We start from the raw sequence: 25,491 nt of genomic DNA on the forward strand, positions 1-25,491 counted from the left end.
GGACGTCGAACTTGCCTGGTTCACGATGTGCTTCAACGGTGTCTTCCTGCGCAAGCAAGGGACGGCCTTCCAGGACTTCTTCGCGGACGTCATGGAGGCGGTACACCCTGGTGACTTCGAGCGCGTGCGCCCTTATGGCAGCCGCGGCGACCTGAAGTGTGACGGACTCCTCCGCTCCCGGGGCCTCATCTTTCAAGTCTATGCGCCGCGCGCAATGAACCTCTCGGAGGTAAAGAAGAAGATCAGCACCGACTCGGCTTCGAGAGGCTCGCGGAGGTGCTGGCCACGATCCGTGCGGGATCCCCGACACCGGCCGACGACATTCTTCCAGTCCCTCTCGCGAAGCTGGAAGCCAACGCGCTCTCGAACATCGTGGCCACGTATCTCGGGCTGGGGCGCGAGCGCGATCGGCTCGTCGAGCAGTACTTCGAGAAGCACCCGAACCCGCTTCTCGGCGAGGAGGTTGCAGCCGCGTTTCGCGCCGAGTAGCAGCGGCTGCGCTTGGAGATGCAGCGGCCGGACGACATCTTTGCCAGTTTGCAGACCTTCGCTGGAGGGAACACCCGAGGGAGCACGGTGCATGAGGCAGCAATCTTCGCTGTGCTCTCCTACTTCTTCGATCGCTGCGACATCTTCGAGAGGCCGTCCGAGGTGGTCGCGCCATGATCTTGCCGAGCAAGCACCTCCGCGAGGACCGCGCTCTCCTCACGATTGGCGCCGAGCATCTGCAGCTCCTGAGTGAGCCCAAGACCGTCTCGCGACTCTGGTCCGACATGAAGCGGCGTCGCGAGGCTGCAGGGCCGCTCTCGTACGACTGGTTCATTCTCGGGCTCGATCTGCTCTTCGCCATGGGACTCGTCGCCTTCGAGCGCGGGAGAGTGCAGAAGACGCGGAGTGTTGCATGATCGAGCGCATCGAGAGCTCGCTCCCGACCTTCAAGCGGCTCGGGTTCAGGCCGGGGCTGAAGGTGCTGCTCGTGCGGAAGAGCGCGGGGGCCACGGACCGGCACACCCGCAACGGCGCCGGCAAGACGAGCTTCGTGGACCTCGTCCATTTCTTCCTCGGAGGGAATGTGGACCCCAAGCACTTCCTGCGGGCGGAGGAGCGTCTCGCGACGGCCACGTTCAGCATGTCCTTCGACCTCGCCGGGGCACGGGTCGAGGTGGCGCGTAGCCCCGCTCGTCCCAGCGAGATCGTCATCGCACAAGGCGATACTTCGCGCTGGCCGTGCAAGCCGAAGCTGGACGCGAAGACTGGCCACCTCGTGTTGAAGAAGAACGACTGGAACATCAACCTCGGGAGCCTGATGTTCGGCCTGTCGATACCTGAGGAGCACGACGAGCGCCGCTTTGCGCCGACGTTCCGCTCCCTCTTCTCGTACTTTGCGCGCCGCCAGGCCTCGGGCGGCTTCGTTCGCCCGGAGCAGCACTCGGAGAAACAGCAGGCCTGGGACCAGCAGACTGCCGTCACGTTCCTCCTTGGTCTCGACCCGACAGTCCCGCAGGAACTCCAGGAGGTGCGCCTGCGCGAGAAGGCGCTGGTCGAGTTCCGCAATGCTGCCCGGGAAGGGGCGTTCGGCGAGCTGATCGAGAAGGCCGCGGATCTGCGGACCAGGGTCACCGTGAGCGAGGCGCGCGCGGCACGGCTCCGCGAGCAGCTCGCGGCGTTCCACGTGGTCCCGCAGTACCATGATCACGAGTTGGAGGCTTCGCGGCTCACCGTGAGGATCTCGGAGCTGGCAAACGAGAACCAGGCCGACCAGCAACTCCTCCTCCAGCTTCGTGAGGCGGTCACCACCGAAGCTCCGCCGCGCTTCGCTGACGTGCGGCAGGCGTACGAAGAAGCTGGGATCACGCTCCCTGGCCTCGTGGTGAAGCGCTTCGAGGATGTCGAGCGGTTCCATCGCTCGGTCGTGGAGAACCGCCAGTCGCATCTGCGTGCCGAAATCGAGGCGGCTGAAGGGCGCCTCCGGACGCGGGAACACGAGCAGAAACACCTCGGCGAGAGGCTCGCGCAGATCATGGGGATCCTGAAGTCGGGGGGGCGCTGGAGCACTTCTCACAACTGCAAGCAGAACTCGCGCGCATCGAGAGCCAGGCGGAGAGCTTGCGCCGACGCTACGATGCTGCCGACGCGCTCGAGCGTAAGAGTGCGGAACTCGACGTCGAGCGGGCGCGCCTGCACAGGCGGCTCCAGGAAGATCATCACGAGCAGCGCGATGTCCTCAATGAAGCGATCCTGACGTTCGAGGATCTGTCGACGGCACTTTACGAGAAGGCCGGGAGCCTCACCATCAGCGTCACGGACAATGGTCCCGTGTTCGAGATCAAGATCGAGGCGTCGCGCAGCAAGGGCATCAACAACATGCAGATCTTCTGCTTCGACATGATGCTCATGGAGCTGTGGGCCAAGCGTGGCCGAGGCCCGGGGTTCCTCATCCACGACGCGCACCTGTTCGATGGAGTCGACGCGCGCCAGGTGGCACACGCCCTTGACATCGGCGCCAAACGTGCGGCCGAGTCGGGTTTTCAGTACATCGTGACGATGAACGAGGACGCGGTGCCTCGCGCGGAGCTGAGCAGCCTCGTCGACTTCGATTTCGACAGCCACGTGCTCGACGTGACGCTGACGGACGCTTCAGAGGACGGCGGTTTGTTCGGCTTCCGCTTCGAGTAGCGCACTCCGCAGTCAGTTGGTTCGGTAGCGACCGTCCGCGCCCGTATCCGCGCCCGTGAATGAGGTGGTGAGGCCAGGCCGTGAGGCTGCTGGCACCACCGTCAGGGACCTCATGAGAGCCTGTACTGCGCCCGCAGGCGATATCGTCGGCGGTTCAGACGATGGTTGGGCCACCGGAACTGCCACGACCGCGGGTTCCGCCGCTGCGGGCTCCGCCGCTGCGGGCTCCGCCGCTGCGGGCTCCGCCACCTCGGGCTTCGCCGCTGCGGGCTCCGCCACCTCGGGCTTCGCGGTCGCGCGGGGTGGATAGAGCGCGGACAGTTCGAACAGCGCGGCGAGGGCTTCGCTGCCGAGGCGGTGCCCGGCGGCGACGGCGGCTTTGCGGGCGCTGCGGGCGAGGGTGACGATCATGCCTTCGAGCACGTTGACGCGCTCGGTGTCGGACTGCGCGGAGGTGCCGACGTGCTGGAAGTTTGAGGTGCGCAGCGTGGTGATGGTGGCGGTGAGATCGGTGACGGTCTCGGGGCCTCCGCGGTCCACGGTGACGGCGGCGACGGCGGGCCGCAGGAGCATGTTGCGGAGCACGTCGAGCTGGAGGGCGAGGCTCTCACCGTCGCGCTCCGGGCAGCGCGCGGTGTGGGTGAGGCAGCCCTCGATCTGGAGAGCCGTGTCGGTGGCATCTCCCCCGGCGGTCTGGTGGAGGTGGTTGGCGGCGGACGCGAGCAGGGCGCGTGCGCCGCGCCGCTGGTGGCGGCCTTGGCGGATGGCACCGCGGTGGAGATGCAGGGTCGTGTAATCCATGGCGCGGGTGCGGGTGCGGGCGATGAGGGCCTGCTGGAGCGCGTCGCGGGCGTCTTCGAGCTGCGCGCGGTCGGCGGTGCCGAAGCCGTGGTGGTGCAGGTCCGCGGCGTGGGTCTGCAGGGCGAGGAGATGCTTGTTGGCCTGGACGAGCACCTCGGTCGGGCCGAAGTGGTGGCCGATGCGGAGGTAACGCTCGCGCGCATACGTGGAGAGAGCAGCGAGATCGAGGGGCATGGAGTCACGTCCTTGCCGAGGCGCAGTGCCGTGGTGCAAGGGAGGGCAGCAAGCGACATGCCGCACCCCGGAGAGGCGCGCAGATGCCCTGAGACGCGAGAGAAGGGGGCGCGTGAGGGCGTGACGGCGACCCGCGAGGGCAGGAGGCTGTGGCAGGGAAGAGACGGAGTGTGTCAGGGAGCGCGCTGCCGATGCCAGGGAGGGCAGCGTTCAGCCCAGGGAAGGTAGCGTTCAGTCCAGGGAAGGTAGCGTTCAGTCCAGGGAAGGTAGCGTTCAGTCCAGGGAGCGCGTTGCAGAGCCCAGGGAGCGCGTTGCGGACTCCAGGGAGCGCGTTGCGGACTCCAGGGAGCGCGTTGCGGACCTCAGGGAGAGCGTCGCGGACTCCGAGGAACAGGTCGTCCATCCCCCGCGGCCACTCCCCCATCTCCGGTGGCCTCTCTCCCCTCCTTGGAGCGCGTCATCCATCTTCGGAACCACGCCCCACGTCCCCCGCGATCTCCCTTGGCCGCTCTCGCCCCTTGGAGCCACCGTAGGCCCTCTGGGGGGTGTGGTGGTCACGGTGCCGTACCGGAGGCGGGCCTGGGGCGGGGGGCGCGGCATTGCCGGAGGGGCCAGAGCGCAGGCGGGCCATGTCTCGGGCCCGCCGCAGCGCCGGCCCCGGAGGCGATGCCGCGCCCCCCGCCCCAGGCCTGCCGCAGGGGAGGCACCGTGACCACCACACCCCCCAGAGGGCCGGCCGACCCAGCACGCCCTCGTCTCGTCCCGCCTCGTCCCGCCTCGTCCCGCCTCGTCCCGCCTCGTCTCGTCCCGTCTCGTCCCGTCTCGTTCAGAAGTGCACGTGAATCCCGCCCTTCTTCTTGAACCACTTGCCCTTGCCCTTGCCCTTGCCTTTGCCCTTGATGACGATCACCGGCCCAGGCTGGTTCACGACCACCACCGGCGCCCCATGGACGTGCCACTTCACGGTGTTGATGAAGATCGCGATCACAGGAGCGCCCACGCCGATCACGATCACCTGACCGGGATGGTGCCCGCAGATGGCGGTGTGCACCACGTCGCCGTCGACGACGACCACCGTGATCTTCTTCGGCTTGAGCTTCGCGTTGAGCTTGCCCTCGAAGTAGACGCCCTCGGGATTCGGGGCCAGCTCGACCACCTCGGCGCCGTCGCCGTTGAGGGCGAGCTTAATCTTGAGCTTGCGGTCGCCGGGCTTCGCGACGGCGAGGTTGTCGTCGAGGAGGTAGACGCGCACGGCGCCGGACTTCTCGTCGGCGACCAGCTCCAGGGTGTCCTCGCCGACGACCTGGAGCACGCCGCCGTTGGGGCCCTTCTTCCCGTCGAGCTTTGCTTCGTCGGCGGCCTTGGCGCTGTCGATGAGCTCCTGGGTCCCGCCCTTCGGCACGAACAGCGTGCCCTGGATGGGCTTGCCGCCGTCGACGAGCGTGTAGCTCATCTCGGTGAGATCGCCTTCGAGCGGGGGGAGCTTCGCGGAGATCACACCGCCGGCCTTCTCCACTGGCACCAGCGCGGCGGTGACGGGGGCGCCCTCCTTGGGCTTCACGGTCAGCGTCCCGGTGACGCCTTGCGCGAGGGGCTTGCCGTCGGGGCCCTTGAGCAGCGCCATGACCTGACCGTCGGGCTTCACGGTCCACACGATCGCGCCGCTGTCGTGTTGCTCGGTGATGGAACCCTGGTCGGTGATGTTCTCCGCCGTCACCTCGGGGTCCTTGCTGCACCCCGGAGCGGCGGCGCCGAGGAGGGCAAGGGCGACGAGGGCGGAGCGGACAAGCTTGATCATCGTTCGGTTCTCTCCCAGAAGTTGAGGCCAAATAAGGGCCGCGCGTCCGCCTTCGAAGGCGTGCCAGCCGTCCTGCATGGTAACCCGATCGTTGCGCAGCAGCGCGCCGTTGCACGCGTGGCGTGGCCGCAGTTGCCTTGTTGCAAGTCGTTCTCGACAGGTGTCATGCCGGAGCGTGGTGAATTGACCCACCCGGAGATTTTTCCGGCGTACAGGCTGCAGGATCACGTCGAGGCTGAAGCGAGCGTTGCCGCTCACACCTCGCGGCGACGCACCGACCAGATGAAGCCATCGTACCAGAAGTGCATGATCGCGACGGTCTGCGCCATGCACCAGAGCGCGCGCTGCTCGACCTGGGCCTTCTCGGCGAGCACACCGTAAGCGAGCGCGGAGCCGAGGAAGAGAGCGATGGTGATGGGGGCGCCGATGCGCAGACCATCGAGGCGCAGGTGCTTGCGGAAGCGCGTGCCCTCGCTCCACCACACCAGGGCCAGGTACTGCACCGCGTGGAACAGGTTCATGATCAGGAAGGCCTGACCGAAGCTGTTGAAGCCCCACGCGAAGAGAGAACAGAGGCCGGTCGTCACCAGCAGGAAGACCTTCTGCGGAGAGACCCGGTAGCCGCGCTGGTGGAGGCGCACGTAGGAGAGCAGGTAGCCGGCGAGGAAGAGCGTGCCGGCGGCGAGGACGATGCCGGTGATGACCCGGTGGCGTGCCTCCATGTGGGCGGGGATGGTGGCGAAGAGCGTCGCGCCCACGTCCTCGAACGATTCCAGGGCGCGGAAGTGATCGAGCATCGTGGCGCCGCCGAGGATGGGGCCGGCGTAGAGCAGGTGGTTGAGCCAGAGATCGAGCTTGCGGCCTTGCTCGGGGGGGTTGCCGCGGTTCCGGTCGTAGATGCGGGCGAGGCCGAAGGTCTGGAGTGCGGAGTGGTAGACGTCCCAGAAGACCACCACGATGGTGGTGCAGAGCGCGACGGTGTCGGAGAGCATGGTGGCCGCGAAGAGGAGCGGCGGGGCGACGAAGAAGCGGAGCGGGTAGCGGCGGCGGAGGTCGGCGTTGCCGTGGCTGCGCCAGAACACCGCGACGAGGTGGGCGTGGGTGAGCACGCTGGAGAGCAGGGCGGCGCTGGTGATCTTGCGGCCGTCGTGCCAGAAGCGCTTCTCGCTGAAGGGGGTGCCGGCGATGACCGCGCCCACGAGGAACGCGAGGAGCGGGGGCAGCAGGAAGAACGCCCAGTCGTAGGCGGGGCTGACGAGGTACGGCGAGCGGGGAGCAGCGGCCGGAGGGGCGCTCGGGCGCGCAGCGGCAGTCTCGGCGGCGGTCTCGGCGGTCGCGGCGGCGGTCATGGCGCGGGCTCGTCGGGGGGCGGGGCGAAGCCGAGGGTGATGCGCTGGGTGCCGAGGTGGTCGAGGAGCGTGAGCAGGAAGAGGTTCACGGCGAGCAGCTCCAGGGACTCTTCCACGAAGTCGATGAGAGCGTAGCCCAGGTTGTCGGTGCCCTCGCGCTCGGCCCAGTAGCCGAGGGGGAGTTCCAGGAGCACGGCGCCGGTGACGTAGAGCGCGCCGCAGGCGATGAAGCGGCGGCGCAGCGGGGGCGGGAGGTCGGCGAGGAAGCGCCAGAAGACGAGACCGAGGACGGCGAGGAGCGCGGTCGCGGGGACCACCCAGCTAAAGTAGAGGACGCCGCTGAGCTGCATCCAGGTGCCGGCGGCTTCGTGGAGGGAGACCAGCTCGTCGAGGGAGATGTAGGTGAAGCCGGCGGCGAGCAGCCACCAGAGGCCCTCGTGGCGCGGGCGCTGGGGGCGTTCCTCCTCGCCGCGAGCGCCGCTGCGAGCGCGGGCGGCGGCGCGGGTGCTCGCGGCGAGGAGGGCGAGCGTGAGGGCGCAGGTGAAGAGGAGCGCCGAGGCGTACCAGGTGGGGAGGTTGGCCTCGTAGCTGAGGGACAGCAAGGGGACGATGCCGGTGCGGCGCTTCAGCTTGAGGAGGGGGCGGAGCACCTCCACGGTGAGGCCGGCACTGACGACGAGCGCGAAGAGCGCGAAGAGGAGGGGGCGGAGCTTGCGTGCGGAGAGGGTGATCTGCATCGCGGCAGGTCAGCGGGTGCCGTGGACCTGGAGGACGGAGACGATGACGGCCATCAGCTCGGCGGGGTCGACGGGCTTGGGGACGTGGGCCTTGTAGCCGGCGACGAGGGCGCGGGTGCGCTCGGCGGCGCGGGCGTAGGCGGTGATGGCGATGGAGGGGGTGCGGCCGCCTTCCTCGGGGGGAAGGGCGCGGAGGCGGCGCATGAAGGCGTAGCCGTCCTCGCCGGCCATGCCGATGTCGGAGAGGATGAGGTCGGGGCGGCGCTCGTGCAGGAGCGTGAAGGCCTCGGCGGCGGAGGCCGCGGTGGAGACCTCGGAGCCGCAGCGTTCGAGGAGATCGCGCATGATGTCGCGGGCGTCGGCCTCGTCGTCGACCACGAGGATGCGCAGGCCGCTCAGCTCCGGAGGGCTGGTCCACGAGGTGGGGGAAGGCGTGGGCGGCGGGGCGGGGATCGGGAGCGGCGTGGCGGTGGACTGCGGGGCTGCGGCCGGCGCGACGGCGGCCGGCGTGGCGACGGCCGGCGTGGCGACGGAAGGCATGGCGACGGAAGGCGTCGCGGTGCTGGAGGGCGCGCGCGTGGGGGGCGAGACGGGGAGGGTGACGGTGAAGCGGGCGCCGCGGGTGCTGCCGGGGCTGGTGACGACGATGGCACCGCCATGGAGCTCGACGATCTGCTTGACGATGGCGAGGCCGAGGCCGAGGCCACCGTGGGCGCGGGTGGTGCCGCCCTCGGCCTGGCGGAAGCGCTCGAAGACGTGGGGGAGGAAGTCCTCGGTGATGCCCTTGCCGGTGTCGACGACGGTGATCTCGATGGTGTCCGGCTGGCGCTCGATGGTGAGGCGAACCTCGCCGTGGGCGGGGGTGAACTTGATGGCGTTCGAGAGGAGGTTCCACACCACCTGGTGGAGGCGGCTCTCGTCGCCGGTGAGGCGGGCCTCGGGGTCGACGGCGACGTGGAGGGTGAGCTGCTTGGCCTCGGCGGCGGGGCGGATGGTGTCGAGGGCGGTGTCGACCACGGCGGCGAGGGTGACCGGGCCTAGCTGGAGGGTGAGCTTGCCGGTGGAGATGCGGTTGACGTCGAGCAGGTCGTCGATGACGTGGGACTGGAGGCGGCCGTTGCGCTCGATGATCTCCATGGCCCGTGCCTTCTGGTCGGCCGGGATCTGGCCGGCGCGGAGGAGGCGCACCCAGCCGAGCATGGCGTTCAGGGGGGTGCGCAGCTCGTGGCTGACCATGGCGAGGAAGTCGTCTTTGAGGCGGTTGGCCTGCTCGGCCTCGGCGCGGGCTTCTTCCGCGCGCAGGAGCAAGGCCTCGCGCTCGCGCTGCTGGCGGTGGAGGTCGCTGATGTCGCGGCTGACGGTGGCGATGCCGGTGTGGGCGTGCGTGACCGGATCGCGCAGGGAGAAGACGTTGTAGTAGGCGGGGATGGGCTCGCCGGTGGTGAAGTTCTTGAAGCGGAACTCGCCGGTCCAGCTCCCCTTTTTCATCACGGCGGGGACGATGGTGTTCTGCACGAAGGGGCGGTCTTCCTCGAAGAAAAAGTCGAGGAGGTTGGCCTGGGAGACGCGCTCCTGCGGGAGGCCGAGCATGCGCTGGCCGGCCTCGTTGACGTAGACGGCGTTGCCCTCGGCGTCGCCGACGCCGATGAAATCGCTGGATTGTTCGACCAGGGTGACGAGGCGCTCGCGCTCCGCTTCGAGGCGCTTCTGCTCGGTGATGTCGTTGCCCTGCACGAAGATGCCGGCGACCTTGCCGGAGGGGTCGACGATGGGCTGGTAGATGAAGTCGAGGTAGACCAGCTCGGGCGGGGCGCCGGGGGTCCTCTGGGCGCGCATCGGCATGGCCCTGCCGACGAAGGGGGTGCTGGTGATGAAGACCCGGTCGAGCAGCTCGAGGAAGCCCTGGCCTTCGATCTCGGGGAGGGCCTCGCGGATCGGCTTGCCGAGCAGCGGGCGGTGGCCGACGAGGTCGTAGTAGGCGCGGTTGGCGAGTTCGAAGACGTGCTCCCGCCCGCGGAGGAAGCAGAGGAAGCCGGGGGCCTGGTCGAACATGCGCCGGACGTGATCGATCTCGGCGTTGAGGGTGACGTTCTCCTGCTGGACGCGCTGGGCGCGCCCGAGGAGGTCGGCCTGGACCGGCTCCGGGGAAGAGGCCTCGTGGGGGAGGCGGGCGGCGCTGCGCTTCAGGGCCTGCAGCTCGGTGATGTCGACGGTGTGCTGGAGGATGAAGGCGACCTCGCCCTGTTCGTCGAAGAGCGGGGTGTGCGTGGCGCTCCAGTAGCGCTCCTGGATGATCACGTTGCCGTCGACGTGCGCGGGGACGCGGTAAACGATGAGGGCGAGGACGTCGGGGGCGCGGCGGGCGAGGACGCGCTCGAAGGAGGCGCGGAGCTGGCGTGCGTTCTCGTTCTGGGGGTCCTCGGGGTCGTGGGGGAAGGCGTCGAGGACGTGGCGGCCGCGAATGTCTTCGAGGCGGCTCGCGGTGGTGCGCAGGTAGGCCTGGTTGGCGTCGACGTAGCGCAGCTCCCGGTCGAGGAGCATGTAGGGGTTGGGCGAGGCGTCGAAGAGGGCCTTGAAGTCCACGGTGGGGCGCCTCGGCGTGGTGGGGGGGGCAGCGGCGGTCATGCGTTGCTCCCCGGTAGATCTTGTACGTCGCGACCGAGGGCGTTGGCGAGGACGACGATCAGCTCCGTGGGGTCGACGGGCTTGGGGATGTGGGTGGTGAAGCCTGCGGTGAGGGCGCGGGTGCGGTCCTCGCTGCGGGCGTGGGCGGTGAGGGCGACGGCGGGGATGCGGCCGCCCTGCTCGCGGGGGAGGGCGCGGAGGTGGCGGGCGAGGCTGTGGCCGTCCTTGCCGGGCATGCCGATGTCGCTGACGAGGGCGTCGGGGACCTCGGCGTCGAGGAGGGTCACGGCCTCGTCGACGGAGGCAGCGATGCGCACGATGGCGCCGGCGTCGCCGAGGATGGCGGTGAGCAGCTCGCGGGCGTCGGGCTCGTCGTCGACGATGAGCAGGCGGACGCCGTCGAGGATCCGGGCGGGGAGCTGGAGATCGGCGTCACCACCGCCCTCGCCGGCAGCGTCTTCCGGCGCGTTCGGCGGGTGCGGCGTGCGGGTGTGCGGGCGGAGGGCTGCGCGGATGGGGATGCGCACCGTGAAGCAGGCGCCCTTGCCGAGGCCCTCGCTCTCGGCGGAGACGGTGCCGCCGTGCAGCTCGACGATGTTGCGCACGATGGCGAGGCCGAGGCCGAGGCCACCGGTCTTGCGGGTGCCCTGCTCGACCTGGTGGAACTTCTCGAAGACGTAGGGGAGGAAGTCGGGCGCGATGCCCTTGCCGTTGTCGCAGACGCTGAACTCGAACTGCGAGGCCTTGCGGTGGGCGGAGACGCTGACCTTGCCGCCCGGGGGGGTGAACTTCACGGAGTTCGAGATGAGGTTCCAGACCACCTGCTGGAGGCGATCCGGGTCGGCGATGATGTGGCCGACGTCGGGGTCGACGTCGGTGACCAGCTCGATCTTCTTGGCCTCGGCGGCGGGGCGGGCCGAGTCGAGGGCGGACTCGATGACCCTGGGGATGAAGACGGAAGAGGGCTCGATCCGGAGCTTGCCGACGACGATGCGGGAGATGTCGAGGAGGTCCTCGATGAGCTGGGACTGGGCGCGGGCGTTGCGCTCGATGGTGTCCATGCCCTTCTGGAGCATGGGGGCGGCGCCGGGGTTCGCCTTGATGATCTGCGCCCAGCCGAGGATGGCGTTGAGGGGGGTGCGCAGCTCGTGGGAGACGGTGGCGATGAACTGGTCCTTGGCGACGCTCGCCTCCTCGGCCCGGCGCCGGAGTTCCTGCGCCTCCTCGTAGAGGCGGGCGTTCTCGATGGCGAGCGCGGCGTGCTTGCCGAGGGTCCTGAGGATCTGGGTGTGCGCGGGGTCGAAGGTGCGCTCCTTGCCGACGAGCCCCACGGTCAAGAGGCCCACGGTGGTGTCGTGGGTCTTCATGGGGACCAGGATGATCTGGGTGACGCCGAGGCCGCGCATGAAGGCGACGTACTCGGGCGAGGCCACCTGCTTCGTGATCCAGTCGGGGAAGTCGTCGATGATCCGCACGTCGGTGGTGAGGGCCTCGTGGAAGGGGTTGCTCGACCCCGAGGGGGCCTCGAAGACGGCGAACTGGTCGCGCATCTCGCTCTCGACGGTGGGGGGGACGGCTGCGCTGACGAGGCGCAGCTCGCCCTTGGGGCCGACGATGCGGGCGGTGGCCATGTCGGCGATCTCGGGGACGATGAGGCTGGTGACCTCCTGGAGGATGGTCTCGACGTGGAGGCGGTGGGAGATGTGCTCGACGGCGCTGACCAGGAAGGCGCTGCGGCGGGCGGCGTCCTCGGCCTCCTGCCGGGCGGCGCTCTCCCGCGCGGCGTTCTCCTCTGCGAGCTGCTTCGCGTCCTCGATGATCTTGCGGGCGCGGACGTTCTCGGAGACGTCGAAGGCGAGGGTGAAGACGCCGGTGACGCGCCCGTCGGGATCGCGGATGGGCTCGTAGGCGAAGTTCAGGAGGGCGGTGTGGAGGCGGCCGCCGTCCACCTCGTGCCGGAGCTCCACCGGGGTCTCGATGCCATAATAGGGGACGCCGGTCTCGTAGACCTGATCGAGGAGGCGGGGGAAGCCCTGCGCGACCACCTCGGGGAGCGCGTCGGCGACGTCTTGGCCGACGACGGAGCGCTTGCCGACCATGCGCATGTAGTAGGCGTTCGCCAGCTCGAAGCGGTGCTTCGGGCCGCGCGTGACGGCGATGGCGACGGGGGCGCCCATGAAGAGGGCATGCAGGGTGGCGTGCGCCGCATCGGCCTGCTCGCGGGCGCCCTGCTCCACGGCGAGGACGCGGTGGGCGGCGCTGACGTCGACGGCGGTGCCGATGAACCGGATGGCGTGGCCCTGGTGGTCGAAGAGGATGCGGCCCTCGGAGAGGACCCAGTGCTCCTCGATGCTACTGCTGGAGATGCGTTCGCCATCGGCTCTGCGGCCATCGGCGCCGGGGGCAGCGGGTCGGGAGAGGACGCGGTACTCGCCGCGGTAGCTCCTGGGTCCACCGGGGAGGAGGACCTGCGAGACCTCGGCGTCGACGTGGGCGCGGTCGTCGGGGTGGATGGCGTCGAGGAACTCGGCGTAGGTGACGGTCTCGCCCCCCGAGGGGAGGCCGAAGAGGGCGCGGCAGCGGTTGTCCCACGCGAAGACGCGGGTGATGGGGTCGAAGTCCCAGGTGCCCACGCCGGCGGCGTCGATGGCGAGCTGGAGGCGCTCCTGGAGCATCTTCACGGCGTCCTCGCGGATGTCGGCGTAGGTCTCGATGGCGCGGGTGACGGCGTAGTCGAGGCCGGAGTTGAGGCGCGCCAGCTCCTTCGCGCGGGCGGCGCGGCTGCTCGCCGGGGCCTCTTCGTCGTGCTCGGCGACGACGCCGAGGATGATCTCGCGGAGGACGCGGTACTCGCTGGCGATCTCGCGGAGGAGGATGCCGTGGCTGAGGCGCTGGATGCCGTGCTCCTCGCTGAGGAGGGCGAAGCGGGGGTTCGCCTCGTCGGTGTCCATCCACTCGGCGAGGGCGATGAGGCTCTGGGGGAGGTGGTCGTGGAGGAGGGGCTTGGAGAGGGCACGGAGGCCAGGGACGCGTTCGCGTACGGTGCCCTGCCAGATGTCCATGATGCGGTCGCGCTCACGCGCGATGATCCTGGCCGTCCAGGTGCGCTCTCGGATGTTCACGCTCGGAGTTTGGCACATTCCGAGCCATGCTCACCGGGCTTCACCGGCCGGGGAGATGCGCTGCAAGGGAGCGATGTCGGCGATAGGCGCAGCTTTTGCGCGCTACGGCTGTGCAGTGAGGGAGCAGCGTGCAGGCGGGGCGCTCAGGCCGCCGTGTCGAGTTCTCCGGTCTGGAGGCGCCAGAGGCCGGCGTAGATGCCACCCCGGGCGAGGAGTTCCTCGTGCTTGCCGCTCTCGACGATGCGGCCGTGGTCGAGGACGTGGATGACGTCGGCCTTGCGGATGGTGGAGAGGCGGTGGGCGATGACCAGGGTGGTGCGGCCGCGGGAGACGCGGGTGAGGGAGCGCTGGATGGCGGCCTCGGTCTCGTTGTCGACGGCGCTGGTGGCCTCGTCGAGGACGAGGATGGGAGGGCTCTTGAGGATGGCGCGGGCGATGGCGATGCGCTGCCGCTGGCCGCCGGAGAGCTTCTGGCCGCGCTCGCCGACGGGGCTCGCGTAGGCGAGGGGGAGGCGGGCGATGAAGTCGTGGGCCTCGGCGGCGCGGGCCGCGGCCTCGATGTCGGCCGGGGTGGCGTCGGGGGCGCCGTAGGCGATGTTGTCGGCGATGGTGCCGTCGGTGAGGAAGGGCTCCTGGGCGACGTAGCCGATGGCGCGGCGGAGGTCCTGGAGGTCGAGGGAGGCGATGTCGTGGCCGTCGAGGCGGATCACGCCCGACTGCGGGGTGTAGAAGCGGAGCAGGAGCTTGACGAGGGTGCTCTTGCCGCTGCCGGTGCTGCCGACGAAGCCGATGGTCTGGCCCGCAGGGATGTCGAGGTCGATGTCGGTGAGGGCGGGCTCGGCGCCGTCGCCGTAACCGAACGAGACGCGCTCGACGCGGAGGGCGCCGGCGACGCGCTCGCGCGGAAGGGGAGCGCCGGCGTAGGGGATGGCGAGCGGGGTCTGGATGAGGCCGAGGACGCGGTCGATGGAGGCCATGGAGCGCTGGTAGAGGTCGGCGATCTCGGCGAGGCCGGTGAAGGGCCAGAGGAGGCGCTGGGTGAGGTAGACGAGGACGCTGTAGCTGCCGACGGCGATGCGGCCTTCGAGGGCGAGGTAGCCGCCGTAGACGAGGGTGACCACGAAGCCCGCGAGGATGGCCATGCGGATGACGGGGGTGATGGCGCTGGAGAGGCGGATCGCGGAGGCGTTGGTGGCGACGTAGTGGGCGCTCTCGGCGTCGACGTGCGCCGCCTCGAAGTCCTCGGCGGTGTAGCTCTTGATGGTGGCGATGCCGAAGAGGTTGTTGTTGAGGCGGCCGCTGATCTTGCCGGCGGCCTCGCGCACCAGGGCGTAGCGGGGGGCGAGGCGGTTCTGAAACCAGAAGGTGCCGTAGAGGATGAGCGGGACGGGGACGAGGGAGATGACCGCGAGCTTCGGGGCGATGACGAAGAAGACGATGGAGATCAGCACCGAGGAGCACACGATCTGGAGGATCATGTTGGCGCCGGTGTTGAGGAACCGCTCCATCTGGTTGATGTCGTCGTTCAGAATGGCGAGGAGGTTGCCGCTGCTCTTCTTCTCGAACCAGCCGAGCTCCAGGCGCTGGACGTGGGCGTAGGCCTCGCGGCGAAGGTCGTGCTGGAGGTTCTGGGCGAGGTCGCGCCAGCCGACGGAGTAGAGGTACTGGAAGAGGGACTCGCCGCCCCAGATGACGACGGTGAGGACGCCGAGCCAGAGGAGCTGGCTCCAGGTGTCGGTGACGCCGATGCGGGCGAGGAAGGAGTCCTGCTTGCTGACGATGACGTCGACGGCGACGCCGATGAGGACCTCGGGCAAGACGTCGAAGAACTTGTTGAGGACCGAGTAGACCGAGGCGAGGAGGGCGTCCTTGCGGTAGCGGCGGGCGTGGGCGAAGAGCTTGGAGAGCGGCGACATGAGGCGTGCCGGGCTTCCCGCGGGCGCTGTCGCGCGTCAACGCGGGTGGGGCGAGGCGACGATCAAGGCGCGGCGAGGATGCGCTGGTGGAGGCCGGGGTCGGCGCGGGACCAGGGCTGGGCCAGGGAGGCTTCGAGAGGAGCGGCTTCGGCGTCGCGGCCGAGGGCGCGGAGGAGGCGGGCGAGGCGGAGCCGCGCGGCGGCGGCGGTGAAGGCGTAGACGTCGAACCAGAGGGGGTCCTGGGCGAGGCGGTAGGCGGCTTCGGCTTCGGCGAGAGCGCCGGTGGCTTCGAGGGCGAGGCCGGCGTCGTAGGCGAGGCGGCGGCGGGCGAGGAAGCGGGCGCGGTGGGTGGTCTGCCAGAGGGCGGCTGCGTCGGCTGGGCCGCGGAGGGCGTGGACGAGGGGGAGGGTGAGCAGGAGGAGGGTGTCCTCGTGGGCGCGGTCGCCGCGGGCGCTCTCGGTGGCGAAGCGTTCGAGGTCCTCCAGGGTCCGGCGGGCGCGGCGCTCGGCGTCGCTGCTGCCTTGCGCGTCGCGGGCGATGCGGGCGAGCGCGGTCTCGGTGCGGACGAGGGAGATGTAGCGAGGGGCGCCGAGGCTCTCGGCGGCGGCGTCGAGGCGGTCGAGGTCGATGCTGCGGCTCGGCTTCACGCCGGCGGCGCGTTCGAGGGCGAGCTGCCAGAGCTCGGTGGTGGTCCTCCAGGCGCCGGCGTCGCCCTCGCTGTCGCGCACGGCGTCGAGGGCGCGGGCCATGCCGGTGATGGCGTCGGTGATGCGGCCCTCGACCTCGTAGGTGGAGCCGATCCAGGAGAGGGCCATGGTGGAGGTGACGGCGCCAGGAGAGGCGAGGAGGGCGTGGGCGAGGGCGCGCGCTTCGGCGGGGCGGAAGGCGGCGAGCTCCAGGTGGTAGCGGAGCACCTGGGGGGGGAAGGGCTGGCGGTGGTAGGGGGAGATGCCGAGGGTCTCGGCGAGGTCGATGGAGGCGCGGGCCTCGTCGATGCGGCCGGTGAGGAGCAGGTGGGTGATCGACTCTTCCCAGGCACGGGACTCGGGGAGGAGGGCGTGGAGGCGGTCGAGGAAGGCGCCGTCGCGGGGGAGGTTGCGCTCGATGAGGGGGTCGACGGCGGTGCGGAGGAGGAGGACGCTGCGGGCGGGGTCGCGCTGGGAGGTGCGCTCTGCGACGGAGACCACCTCGTCCATGGTGGTGAGGTCCTTGACGGCGCACGCGAAGAGGGTGGCGATCTCGGGCTGCTCGGGGGCTTCGCGGTAGGCCTCGCGGGCGAGGCGGGTGGCTTCGCGCTGGTTCGTGGGCCTGAAGCAGGCGCCGAGGAAGGCGGCGCGGAGGGCCTTGTCGATGGGGGTGTGACGGCCTTCGAGCAAGGCGAGGGCGCGGTCGCGGTGGGGGGTGATCTCCTGGGTGTCGGAGACGAGCGTGGTGGCGATGACCAGCTCGGTCCAGGGGGAGTCGGGGGCGGCGGCGAGCAAGGCCTTGGCCTCGGGCTCGGGGCGGCGGCGGGTGCCGGTCATGAGGCGGCCGACGGCGCGCTGGATGGCGCGGGCGGCGGTGGGGTCGGCGGTGCCCCAGAGCTGCTCCTCGGCAGGGGTGAGCGGGGCAGGGGTGAGGTCGTGGATGAGGGGGGCGAGCGCGGCGACGGCGTCGTCGACGGCGTCGAAGGCGGCAGGGCCGGCGCCGCGCGCGGTGTGCTCGCCGAGGCGGAGGGTGACGTCGAAGCCTCGAGGGCCGCGGGTGGCGGTGACCTGGAGGGCGTGAGGGTCGCTGCGAAAGGTCCAGCCGACGCGGATCTCGGTGCGGTCCTCGGTGCTGGCGGGGAGCGTGGTGGAGGCGCGCGCCCAGCCGAGGCCGGCTTCGACCGCGAGGCGGGCGCAGGCGCCGATGCCGATGGCCTCGGCCATGTCCGGGGTGACGTCGGGGCCGCGGAGGGTGGCCGCTTCGCAGTGGAGCGTGGTGAGGGGCGCCGCGGTGCGGGCCGATTCGGCACGGGAGCGGAGGAGGTAGAGGACCGCGAGGGCGAGGGCGGCGGTGCACGCGAGGGCGGCGGCGGCGAGGGGGCGGCGGGAGCGCCGAGGAGGACGGCGTTCGCTGCCAGGGTCGCGGGGGCCGTGAAGGGGGAGCGCGTTGAGGTGGCTGATCCGGCTGGCCTCGAAGGCCTCGGGGGTGAGGGAGGGGTCGCTGGGTTTGCGCGGGGTGCGTGCGCCGCGTGGGGTGCGGGGCGTGTGTGGTGTGCGCGGATCACGCGGGGTGCGGGGGGGGTGCGAGGTGTCTGGCGGGTGCGTGGCGCGGGGGTGATCAGAGGTGGGGTTCGAGGGGGAGGAGGCGCGGAGGTGCGGGCCCGCGAAAGGTTCGAGGAGATCGGCGGCCTCGTCGATGTCCGGGAAGCGATCGTCGGGGTCCTTTTCGAGGGCGCGAAGGAGGACGTCCTCGACCTCGAGGGGGATGTGCTCTTCGGGCAGGGACGCGGGCGGCTTCGGGGCAGGCGGGTTGACGGTGAGGATGCCGGCGATGAGCGCGACGGGGTCGTGGGCCTCGAAGGGGTGGACGCCGGTGAGCAGCTCGTAGCCCATGAGGGCCCAGGAGAACTGGTCGGAGCGGCCGTCGATCTTGCCGCTGCGGAGCTGCTCGGGGGAGGCGTAGCGGGGGGTGCCGACCATGCCCTTCTGCTCGGTGATGGGCTCGGTGTCGGCGTCGGGGCGCGACGGGGTGGCGGGGGCGCCGGAAGGGGTGGAGGCGCGGCGGGCGATGCCGAAGTCGAGGACCTTGATCACGCCGTCGTCGCGCAGCATGACGTTGGAGGGCTTGATGTCGCGGTGGACGAGGCCGGCGCGGTGGGCAGCGGCGAGGGCGCGGGCGACGTCGACGAGCCAGCCGATGCGGGTGGCGAGGGAGATGTGGGCGTCGTCGAGGAGGCGGTGGAGGGTCCTGCCGCGGACCAGCTCCATGACGATGTAGGGCTTGCCGTCGCTCTCGCCGACGTCGTGGATGGTGACCACGTGGGGGTGGTCGAGGGTGGCCGCGGCGCGGGCTTCGCGGCGCAGGCGGGTGGCGGCGCCGTCGTCAGGCCCGGGCTGGAGGAGCTTGAGGGCGACGCGGCGGCCGAGCTCGGTGTCGCGGGCGATGTACACCACGCCCATGCCGCCGGCGCCGAGGGGGGCTTCGATCTCGTAGCGACCGATCCTCTGGCCGGGCTCCATGCGGTCGGGGCGACTCTAACCAGGGGCGGCGGGGGCGTCCACGTTGGAGGAATGTGGTGCGGGCGGGGAGTACGGGGCGCGCGACAGAACCGAGGGGCGGAGGACGGAGGCGCGAAGGGGGTCGTCCAGAAAGAGGGGGCGATCCGGCTGGCGGGCGGAGCCGGTGGTCTCAAGAGGTGCTTCAGACTTGCGGGTCACCCTGCGTCGAGGGTGGCCCTGGAGAGTCGAGCGCGAGGTCTCCTGTTCCGCGTGGAGCATCCCGCGTGGAGCAGGGTGCCTCGGCCGGGGCAGCACCGAGGGAGAGCATCCTGAAGCTTCGTTCCATGGTCGTGGCGGGTCTGGCGGTGGGTCTGATGGCGCCCGGGTGCGGTGGAGACGAGGAGCCGTCGTCGCGGGGCAGCCGGAGGTGCTGGGGACGCTAGGGGTGCTGCGGCTGCCAGGGGAGCCGGTGGAGGTGGCGTTCAACCTGGGGATCGAAGCGATGCAGCTCGCGGTGGTGGCGGTGACGATAAAGCGATGGTCGAGGCGCGGTGAGTGAGGCGCGGTGAGTGAGGCGCGGTGAGTGAGGCGTCGAGGGACGTGCCCTGTAGAGGAGAGCGCAGGTTGAGCCTCCCCCGCGCGTCTTGCGCAAGGGAGGCGCAAGGCAGCGCAAGGGGGTCCTGCGCACGCGGTTCTGAAGGGCGGTTTGCAGAGCGGTACCGGTCGGTACGCGGCGTGCTCTGGCCACCGGGCAGAGGTCAACACCGCGTATGCGAAGTCCCGGCGGGTCCAGGTGGTTGTGCGCTGCGGCGGTCGCCGCGACGGTGGTCGGCTGCGGCGCCAGTGGCTTCGAGGACGGCTCCGGAGGAGAGACGATCGGCAGCGGCGGTCAGGGAGGCAGCGGAGGGCAAGGAGGTGAGGACGGTGGTAGGCGCAGGGCGCGCGTCGGCCTTCCCGGGTGCGCGGACGCGTTCACCGGCGACGATGGGCTCTGTCACCCCGAGGTCACGTCATGCGCCGGGGACGAGGTGGTGGACTTCGGGGGTGGTTGCCGTCCGGCGGGGATCCCTGGCTGCGCGGAGGTGTTCCGGGGCGAGCCCGATAGGCTCTGTCACGTGACCATGCAAGCCTGTCCGGCAGGCACGTTCGCCGTGCCCGCGGAGGGATGCGTACCGATCGATGGACCCTCAGGCTGCGGGGAGGGGAAGTGGGGGAACCTCGAAGACGCCACCGGGACGATCTGGGTGGACGCGGCCGCGGCCCCGGGGGGCGCGGGGACCCGGGAGAGTCCGGTGGCGACGCTGGCGATGGCGCTCAGTCTCGTGGCGGACGGGGGGGCGATCGCGATCGGAGCAGGGACCTACGACGAGCCGCTGCGCATCGACAGGCCGGTCACGGTGGCAGGGCGGTGCGCGTCGATGGTGAGGATCACGGGGGTGAGCACCCACGACGACGTGCACTCCCTGGTGGTGGAGATCGACGCTCCGGGGGAGGTGACGCTGAAGGGCGTGACGGTCGCGGGGGATGGGGTCGGTGTCCAGATATGGGACGGGGATGTCGTGATCGAGGACGTGGTGGTCGACCAGGCGCGGGGCGTGGGGATCAAGGTGAGCGACGCGACGGCCAGCTTGCGCATGGTGCATGGCCTGGTCCAGGGCACGCGCGCACGGCTGGATGGCACCGAAGGGCAGGGGATCAGGGTGTCGCTCGGAGGCGAGGCGACGATCGAGGGCAGCGCGGTGGTCGCGGCCCACGTCGGAGGGGTTGTCGCGTCGCACGAGGCGCGGGTGACGCTGCGGAACAGCCTCGTCGAGGGGACCCAGGGGGAGCCGGAGAGCGGGCTGCACGGGCACGGGATCCATGCGTACCAGGAGGGGAAGGTGGGCGTGGAGCGCTCGGCGCTGGTGTCGAACCGGCAGAGCAGCGTCGACGCGCTCGGTGCAGGGAGCCGGGTCCTCGTGTCGGAGAGCGTGATCGAGAAGACGCGGCCGACGGCGCTCCCGGGGTCGGAAGGGCAGGGAGTGCGCGCTTCCGGAGGCGCGGAGGTGCGGGTGCACAAGGCCGTGGTGTCGGAGAACCACGGCGGTGGGGTGGTCGCGGAGGGGCCAGCCTCCAGGGTGAAGGTGGAATGGAGTCGGATTCGCGACACCCAGCCGGTGTCGTTCGAGGGCAGGCCGAGCTACGGGGCCGCGAGCTTCGATGGAGGGGTCGTGGACCTGGTCGGTACGACGGTGTCGAACAACCATCACCACGGGCTGCTCGTGAAGGGCGAGGGGTCTACGGGCTTCGCGATGTACAGCCTGTTCCAGGGGACGCGAGCGAGAGAGAGCGATGGGGCGTGGGGACATGGGGCGGTGGTGAGAGACGGAGGACGGGCCGAGTTCTCGGCGAGTGCATTCGTGGCGAACACGGCGGGGATCTGGGTGGATGGGAGCGATGACATGGTGCTGGACCAGTGCCTCATCGAGGGGACACGGGGAAACGCTGCGGGACAGAACGGGTTCGGGCTCTTCGCGCACGCCTCGTCGGGCCTGGTCATCCGGGAGACGGCGATCCTGTCGAACCAGGTGGCAGGGGCGCTGCTGGTAGGCGCGCAGGGAGCCATCTCGGAGAGCCTGGTGCGCGGGGTAGGCGCGGGGGACTTCAAGGGATGGGCGGGCGCCACGGGCGTGCACGATGCCGCCGAGGTAGGCGATGGGCTCCTGGTGAGGAACGGCGCCACGGCGTCGCTGGTCGAGGTGACGGATACAGAGGTGGCGGGCGCGGCGCGGGCCGGGGTGCTGTTCGCAGGCGGCGGGAGCCTCGCGCGGGCCCTGGTTCGGGAGAACCGCTTCGGGGTGGTGGTGCAGGGGGGAGCGATGCCGGTGATCGCAGAGGACTGCGCGATCCGTGGGAACAGCGAGCAGGACCGGGTGAACGGAGGGACGTTGCCGGTGCCCTGACCCAGGCGGGAAGGCGCACCGCGCGAATGCGGGGCGAATGCGGGGCGAATTAAGAAGCGTCGCGGTCGAGGGGGAGGGTGATCTGGAAGGTGGTGCCCTTGCCGGGGGTGGACTGCACGGTGATGTGGCCGCCGCAGGACTGGACGATGCGCTGGACGGTGGCGAGGCCGATGCCGTGGCCCGAGGCCCGCTCGCCAGGGGCGCGGTAGAAGGGCTCGAAGATGTGGCGGATGACGTCGGGAGCGATGCCGGGGCCGGTGTCGGCGACGCGGAGCTCGGCGAAGGCAGGGGTACCCTGAGCGCCCTGAGCGCCCTGGGGGCCCTGGGGGCCCTGGGCCACGCGGGCGGTGAGGGTGACGCTGCGCCTCGGCAGGCCCTGCATGAACTTGAGGGCGTTGGAGACGAGGTTGAGGACGACGACGTAGAGCAGGCCGCGGGGAATGGCGATGCGGAGGTCGTCCACGGCGTCGACGTTGATGTCAGCGGCGATCTGGGTGCGGAGGCTGCCGAGGTCCTCGATGACGTCGGCGACGACGACAGGGATGGAGGAGGTCTCCTTGTCGTCGAGGGTGTGCTCGGCGCGGGAGAAGGCGAGCATGCCGTCGAGCAGGTTGTTGGCGCGGCGGGTCATGCGTTCGAGGCGATCGCCTGCCCTGCGGGTGGACCCCTCGGCACTGAGCTTGAAGACGGCGCTCATCATCAGGAGCGGGGAGAGGAGGTTGCGCAGGTCGTGGGCAATGCGGCCGGCGAAGGCGTCGAGGTCCTGGCGGGCGCGGGCGGTGCGGAGGGTGCCCTCGACGCGGGCGAGGAGCTCGCGGCCGGAGAAGGGTTTGACGAGGTAGTCGCTGGCGCCGGCCTGGAGGCCCTCGACGGTGGCCTCCTCGCCGGCGCGGGCCGAGAGGAGGATGAGGGGGATCATGGCGGTGCGGGTGTCGGACTGCAGCTCTCGGAGGAGCGCGAAGCCGTCCTTGCCAGGCATCATGACGTCGGAGAGGACGAGGTCGGGGAGGCGGGCACGGATGGCGTCGAGGGCGGCGTCGCCGTCGGCGGCCGTCTCGACGGTGTAGCGTCCTTCGAGGAGGCGCTGGACGTAGGTGCGCATGTCGGCGTTGTCGTCGACGAGGAGGACGTGGCCCGCGCTGCCGTGGCCCGGTGAGATGGTCAGGGAAGTCGAGGGGAAGTCGGCGAGGGAGGTGGGCGCGTCGAGGTGGAAGGCGTCGGGGCGCGGGGCGCTGGAGGATGGAGCGCCGGAGGATGGAGCGCTGGAGGATGGAGCGCCGGAGGATGGAGCGCCGGAGGATGGGGCACCGGAGAACGAGGCGCCGGAGGGCGGGGGAGGAGCGGGGGCGTGCGTCCAGGCCAGGGTGTCGTTGAGGAAGGCGCGGGCTCCGGTGGCCGTGGAGGACGAGGTGCTCGGGGCGTCGAGGCGGTCGGCCGGGAGGTGGGCGTTGCCGGTCGGTACGGAGAGGGTGAAGGTGCTGCCGGCGCCGACGCTGCTCTCGACGCGGATGGTGCCTTTGTGGAGGGCGACGAGCTCGCGGACGAGGGCGAGGCCGATGCCGCTGCCCTCGTAGGTGCGGCCGCGGGCGCCCTGGATGCGGTGGAAGCGCTCGAAGATGCGGGAGATCTCCTCAGGGGGGATGCCGGTGCCGGTGTCGCTGACCGTGAGCTCGAGATGGTCGCCGCGGCCGGTGAGGCGCACGCGGATGGCGCCTTCGAAGGTGAACTTGAAGGCGTTGGAGAGCAGGTTGAGCACGATCTTCTCCCACATCTCCCGGTCGACCCAGGCAGGCTCGGGGAGGGGAGGGCAGTCCACGGAGAAGGTCAGGCCGGCGCGCTCGATGGTGGAGCGGAAGGCGCCACAGAGGTCCGCGGTGAATGCGGCGAGGTCGACAGGCTCGTAGGAAGCGCGGATGCGCCCCGCTTCGAGGCGGGAGAAGTCGAGGAGGGTGTTGACGAGCTTGAGGAGGCGCAGGCCGTTCCTGTGCACGGCGGAGAGGCGCTCGTGCTGGCGGGGGCCGAGGGGCTCTTCGGCGTCGCCGAGGCTGTCCTCGACAGGGCCGAGCATGAGGGTGAGGGGGGTGCGGAACTCGTGGCTGACGTTGCTGAAGAAGGCGGTCTTCTCGCGGTCGAGGGCGGCGAGCGCCTCGGTGCGCTGGCGCTCTTCGTGGCGCGCCGTGGCGCTGGCGATGCCGGCGGCGATGCCGGCAGCGACGAGCTGGAAGAAGTCGCGGTACTTGTCGTCGAGGGCGCGGCGTGGGCTCACGCCCGCGACGAGCACGCCGATGGGCGCGCTGTGGCCAGGAGGGAGGATAGGGAGCAGGAGGGCGGTGGAGGCGCCCTCGGGCCAAGGGCCGGAGGGGAGCTTGCCCCATGCGGCGGGGATGCCTGTTTCCCGCTGGAGGGTGGTGCCGGCGAGGATGGGGCCGAGGGGCCAGACGTCGGGGGGAAGCGCATCGGCGGGAGGCGCGTCGGAGGGAGATGTGTCGGAGGGAGATGTGTCGGAGGGAAAGAGGGGAGAAGGCGGCGTGAGGTTGACGAGGGACGGCGCGGCAGGGCTGCCGGGGGCGAGCTGGCTGCTCGCGACGAGGCGTGCCTGGGCGCTGGAGGGGTCGGCGAGATAGATGAGCGCGAAGGGGACGTCGTGGATGTTGCCGGCGAGGACCTCGGTCGCGGCCTTGCACGCGCTCTCGGGGGTGGTCTGGGTGCTGGTCGTGGCGCTCAGATCACGCAGGGTGCGGAGGCGGCGTCCGTCGAGGACGCGGGCGGTGGTCTCGGAGAGCGCGGAGAAGATGCCGCCAACGCCGCCCGTTTCGTCGCGGATGGGGGAGTGGCTGTAGGTGAAGTAGCACTCCTCGAGGTAGCCGTTGCGGTCGAGGGGCATCATGAGGTCTTCGACCCAGTTGGCCTCGCCGGTCGCGAGGATCTTGTCGAAGCCAGGGCCGAGCATGTGCCAGACCTCGGGCCAGGTGACGGCCGCCTCCTCGCCCAGGGAGGCGGGGTGCTTGGTGGCGCCGCAGATGGGCCGGTAGGCGTCGTTGTACATCTGCACGTAGCGCGGACCCCAGGCGATGTAGAGGGGGTAGTTCGACGCGAGGAGGATGCCCACGGAGGTGCGCAGGGACTGGGGCCAGGCCTCGACGGGGCCGATGGCGGTCTTCGACCAGTCCACCTGGCGCATGAGCGCGCCACACTCGCCACCACCGACGAGGACCTCGTCGACGCTGCGCTTCTCCGTCGGAGACTCGTCGCGGTTCGCCATCAACCAGGCCCTTTCTCGGCAGAAACGTGGACGCCGGGAGTGGCCTTATCACGGGCGGAGGTGCTCGCGGTGTGGCACGTCGCGACACGACGCGTTGAAGTTTCCAGGCTACGAAGCACGGCCAGGCATGCTGTTCGGGGACGCCCGCCAGGTCTGGAAGCGGGCCGCACGTGGTGCCAGGGGCGGTCGGAAAGGAGGGCGGTCGGAAGAGGTCGATCGCGGTGGCGCGGTGAAAGGAGGAAGACGACGCGGAGAGACAGGAAGGCGGCGGAGCCGGAAAGGTGCGTGATTCGGAAGGGGGCGCGGCGCCGAGGGGGGAGCCGAGGGGGAGCCGAGGGGGAGCCGAGGGGGAGCGGAGGTGGAAGGGAAGGAGAGCGGTGAGAGAGCCAGGGGAGGTGGAGCGGGCAGGGCTCTAGATATGATCTTGCCTAGGGGCCATAGCTGACTACCATCGTCGTCGACTCTACGTCCTTCCGTTTGATGCACGCAGCCCCATCGGATGGAGAGACTCTCGGCGCGGAGCACGCGCAGTTTGCTGGGCTGCGGAGCACTGGTCTGGAATGGGTACTCGTCTCTACGTCGGTAATCTCCCCTTCTCCGCTACCACCACCAGCCTTCGCGAGGCGTTCGCCTCGGTTGGAGAGGTCACGGACGTACACATCGTGACGGATCGCGAGAGCGGTCAGTCCCGTGGCTTCGGGTTCGTGACGATGGGAAGCGAGGATCAAGCCAAGAAGGCCATCGACACCATGAATGGTGCGATGTTCGAAGGACGTCCGTTGCGCGTGAACGAGGCTGAGCAGCGGCCGCAGCGTGGTGGCGGCGGCGGCGGCGGCTACGGTGG

The 25,491-nt window shown here is 70.4% G+C and carries 15 protein-coding genes and 1 pseudogene; 7 read left to right on the forward strand and 9 right to left on the reverse strand.

The annotated features are described in order from the left end of the window. Positions 1-276: 276 nt before the first annotated feature. From CAP_RS45305 to CAP_RS22930, 4 genes and pseudogenes are all read left to right on the forward strand, one after another. Positions 277-489, forward strand: a complete 213-nt coding sequence (locus CAP_RS45305) for a hypothetical protein (RefSeq protein WP_052375682.1) — start codon at positions 277-279, stop codon at positions 487-489. Between the two features lie 18 nt (positions 490-507). After that, positions 508-666, forward strand: coding sequence for an ABC-three component system protein (locus tag CAP_RS55600; protein ID WP_306413893.1), 159 nt, complete (start codon positions 508-510; stop codon positions 664-666). Next, positions 663-905, forward strand: a complete 243-nt coding sequence (locus CAP_RS22925) for an ABC-three component system middle component 6 (RefSeq protein WP_044244617.1) — start codon at positions 663-665, stop codon at positions 903-905. Before CAP_RS55600 ends, CAP_RS22925 begins: the two co-directional genes overlap by 4 nt. Then, positions 902-2,676: pseudogene (locus CAP_RS22930) on the forward strand (ABC-three component system protein). Before CAP_RS22925 ends, CAP_RS22930 begins: the two are co-directional and overlap by 4 nt. 12 nt (positions 2,677-2,688) lie before the next feature. Here CAP_RS22930 and CAP_RS22935 read toward each other — a convergent pair. The 8 genes from CAP_RS22935 to CAP_RS45315 form a co-directional block, all read right to left on the reverse strand. Next, entirely contained in the window at positions 2,689-3,711 is a 1,023-nt protein-coding gene (locus tag CAP_RS22935) for a hypothetical protein (RefSeq protein WP_044244620.1), read from the reverse strand. Between the two features lie 826 nt (positions 3,712-4,537). Beyond that, a complete protein-coding gene (locus CAP_RS22940) occupies positions 4,538-5,509 on the reverse strand; it encodes a hypothetical protein (protein WP_044244623.1) in 972 nt (323 codons plus the stop codon). 254 nt (positions 5,510-5,763) lie between these two features. After that, positions 5,764-6,858 carry a hypothetical protein gene (locus tag CAP_RS22945; RefSeq protein ID WP_044244625.1) on the reverse strand — a complete coding sequence of 365 codons (1,095 nt, stop codon included), beginning with the start codon at positions 6,856-6,858 and terminating at the stop codon, positions 5,764-5,766. Beyond that, positions 6,855-7,595, reverse strand: a complete 741-nt coding sequence (locus CAP_RS22950; protein WP_044244628.1) for a DUF8692 domain-containing protein — start codon at positions 7,593-7,595, stop codon at positions 6,855-6,857. The genes CAP_RS22945 and CAP_RS22950 overlap by 4 nt, the downstream gene beginning before the upstream one ends. A 9-nt stretch (positions 7,596-7,604) precedes the next feature. After that, on the reverse strand, positions 7,605-10,220 hold the full coding sequence (locus CAP_RS22955) for a PAS domain-containing hybrid sensor histidine kinase/response regulator (protein WP_052375683.1): 2,616 nt from the start codon (positions 10,218-10,220) through the stop codon (positions 7,605-7,607). Continuing rightward, entirely contained in the window at positions 10,217-13,342 is a 3,126-nt protein-coding gene (locus tag CAP_RS45310; protein ID WP_052375684.1) for a hybrid sensor histidine kinase/response regulator, read from the reverse strand. The genes CAP_RS22955 and CAP_RS45310 overlap by 4 nt, the downstream gene beginning before the upstream one ends. 143 nt (positions 13,343-13,485) lie before the next feature. After that, the gene (locus CAP_RS22965; protein WP_044244631.1) at positions 13,486-15,258 is read right to left on the reverse strand and encodes an ABC transporter ATP-binding protein; all 1,773 of its coding nucleotides are present in this window, start codon (positions 15,256-15,258) and stop codon (positions 13,486-13,488) included. A 62-nt stretch (positions 15,259-15,320) separates the two neighbouring features. Next, positions 15,321-18,464, reverse strand: a complete 3,144-nt coding sequence (locus tag CAP_RS45315) for a serine/threonine-protein kinase (RefSeq protein ID WP_052375685.1) — start codon at positions 18,462-18,464, stop codon at positions 15,321-15,323. A 364-nt stretch (positions 18,465-18,828) separates the two neighbouring features. Between CAP_RS45315 and CAP_RS50810 the strand changes: the two genes are divergently transcribed. After that, complete coding sequence (locus tag CAP_RS50810) at positions 18,829-19,002, forward strand: hypothetical protein (protein ID WP_156041058.1); 174 nt, start codon at positions 18,829-18,831, stop codon at positions 19,000-19,002. Positions 19,003-19,240: 238 nt separating this feature from the next. After that, complete coding sequence (locus CAP_RS22975) at positions 19,241-21,385, forward strand: right-handed parallel beta-helix repeat-containing protein (protein WP_044244634.1); 2,145 nt, start codon at positions 19,241-19,243, stop codon at positions 21,383-21,385. Between the two features lie 49 nt (positions 21,386-21,434). On the opposite strand, the gene CAP_RS22980 is transcribed toward CAP_RS22975, so the two are convergent. Next, positions 21,435-24,647, reverse strand: a complete 3,213-nt coding sequence (locus CAP_RS22980; protein ID WP_044244636.1) for an ATP-binding protein — start codon at positions 24,645-24,647, stop codon at positions 21,435-21,437. A 560-nt stretch (positions 24,648-25,207) separates the two neighbouring features. Between CAP_RS22980 and CAP_RS22985 the strand changes: the two genes are divergently transcribed. Beyond that, a partial coding sequence (locus CAP_RS22985; RefSeq protein WP_044244638.1) for an RNA recognition motif domain-containing protein occupies positions 25,208-25,491 on the forward strand: 284 nt, incomplete at its 3' end.

This window comes from Chondromyces apiculatus DSM 436 (assembly GCF_000601485.1).
Taxonomy (GTDB): domain Bacteria; phylum Myxococcota_A; class Polyangia; order Polyangiales; family Polyangiaceae; genus Chondromyces; species Chondromyces apiculatus.

Excerpts from the sequence above, each read along its gene's own strand:
- CAP_RS22965 (WP_044244631.1), bottom strand. The coding sequence starts at position 15,258 with ATGTCGCCGCTCTCCAAGCTCTTCGCCCACGCCCGCCGCTACCGCAAG.
- CAP_RS22935 (WP_044244620.1), bottom strand. The coding sequence starts at position 3,711 with ATGCCCCTCGATCTCGCTGCTCTCTCCACGTATGCGCGCGAGCGTTAC.
- CAP_RS22950 (WP_044244628.1), bottom strand. The coding sequence starts at position 7,595 with ATGCAGATCACCCTCTCCGCACGCAAGCTCCGCCCCCTCCTCTTCGCG.
- CAP_RS45315 (WP_052375685.1), bottom strand. The coding sequence starts at position 18,464 with ATGGAGCCCGGCCAGAGGATCGGTCGCTACGAGATCGAAGCCCCCCTC.
- CAP_RS22925 (WP_044244617.1), top strand. The coding sequence starts at position 663 with ATGATCTTGCCGAGCAAGCACCTCCGCGAGGACCGCGCTCTCCTCACG.
- CAP_RS22945 (WP_044244625.1), bottom strand. The coding sequence starts at position 6,858 with ATGACCGCCGCCGCGACCGCCGAGACCGCCGCCGAGACTGCCGCTGCG.
- CAP_RS22980 (WP_044244636.1), bottom strand. The coding sequence starts at position 24,647 with ATGGCGAACCGCGACGAGTCTCCGACGGAGAAGCGCAGCGTCGACGAG.
- CAP_RS55600 (WP_306413893.1), top strand. The coding sequence starts at position 508 with ATGCAGCGGCCGGACGACATCTTTGCCAGTTTGCAGACCTTCGCTGGA.
- CAP_RS22940 (WP_044244623.1), bottom strand. The coding sequence starts at position 5,509 with ATGATCAAGCTTGTCCGCTCCGCCCTCGTCGCCCTTGCCCTCCTCGGC.
- CAP_RS22955 (WP_052375683.1), bottom strand. The coding sequence starts at position 10,220 with ATGACCGCCGCTGCCCCCCCCACCACGCCGAGGCGCCCCACCGTGGAC.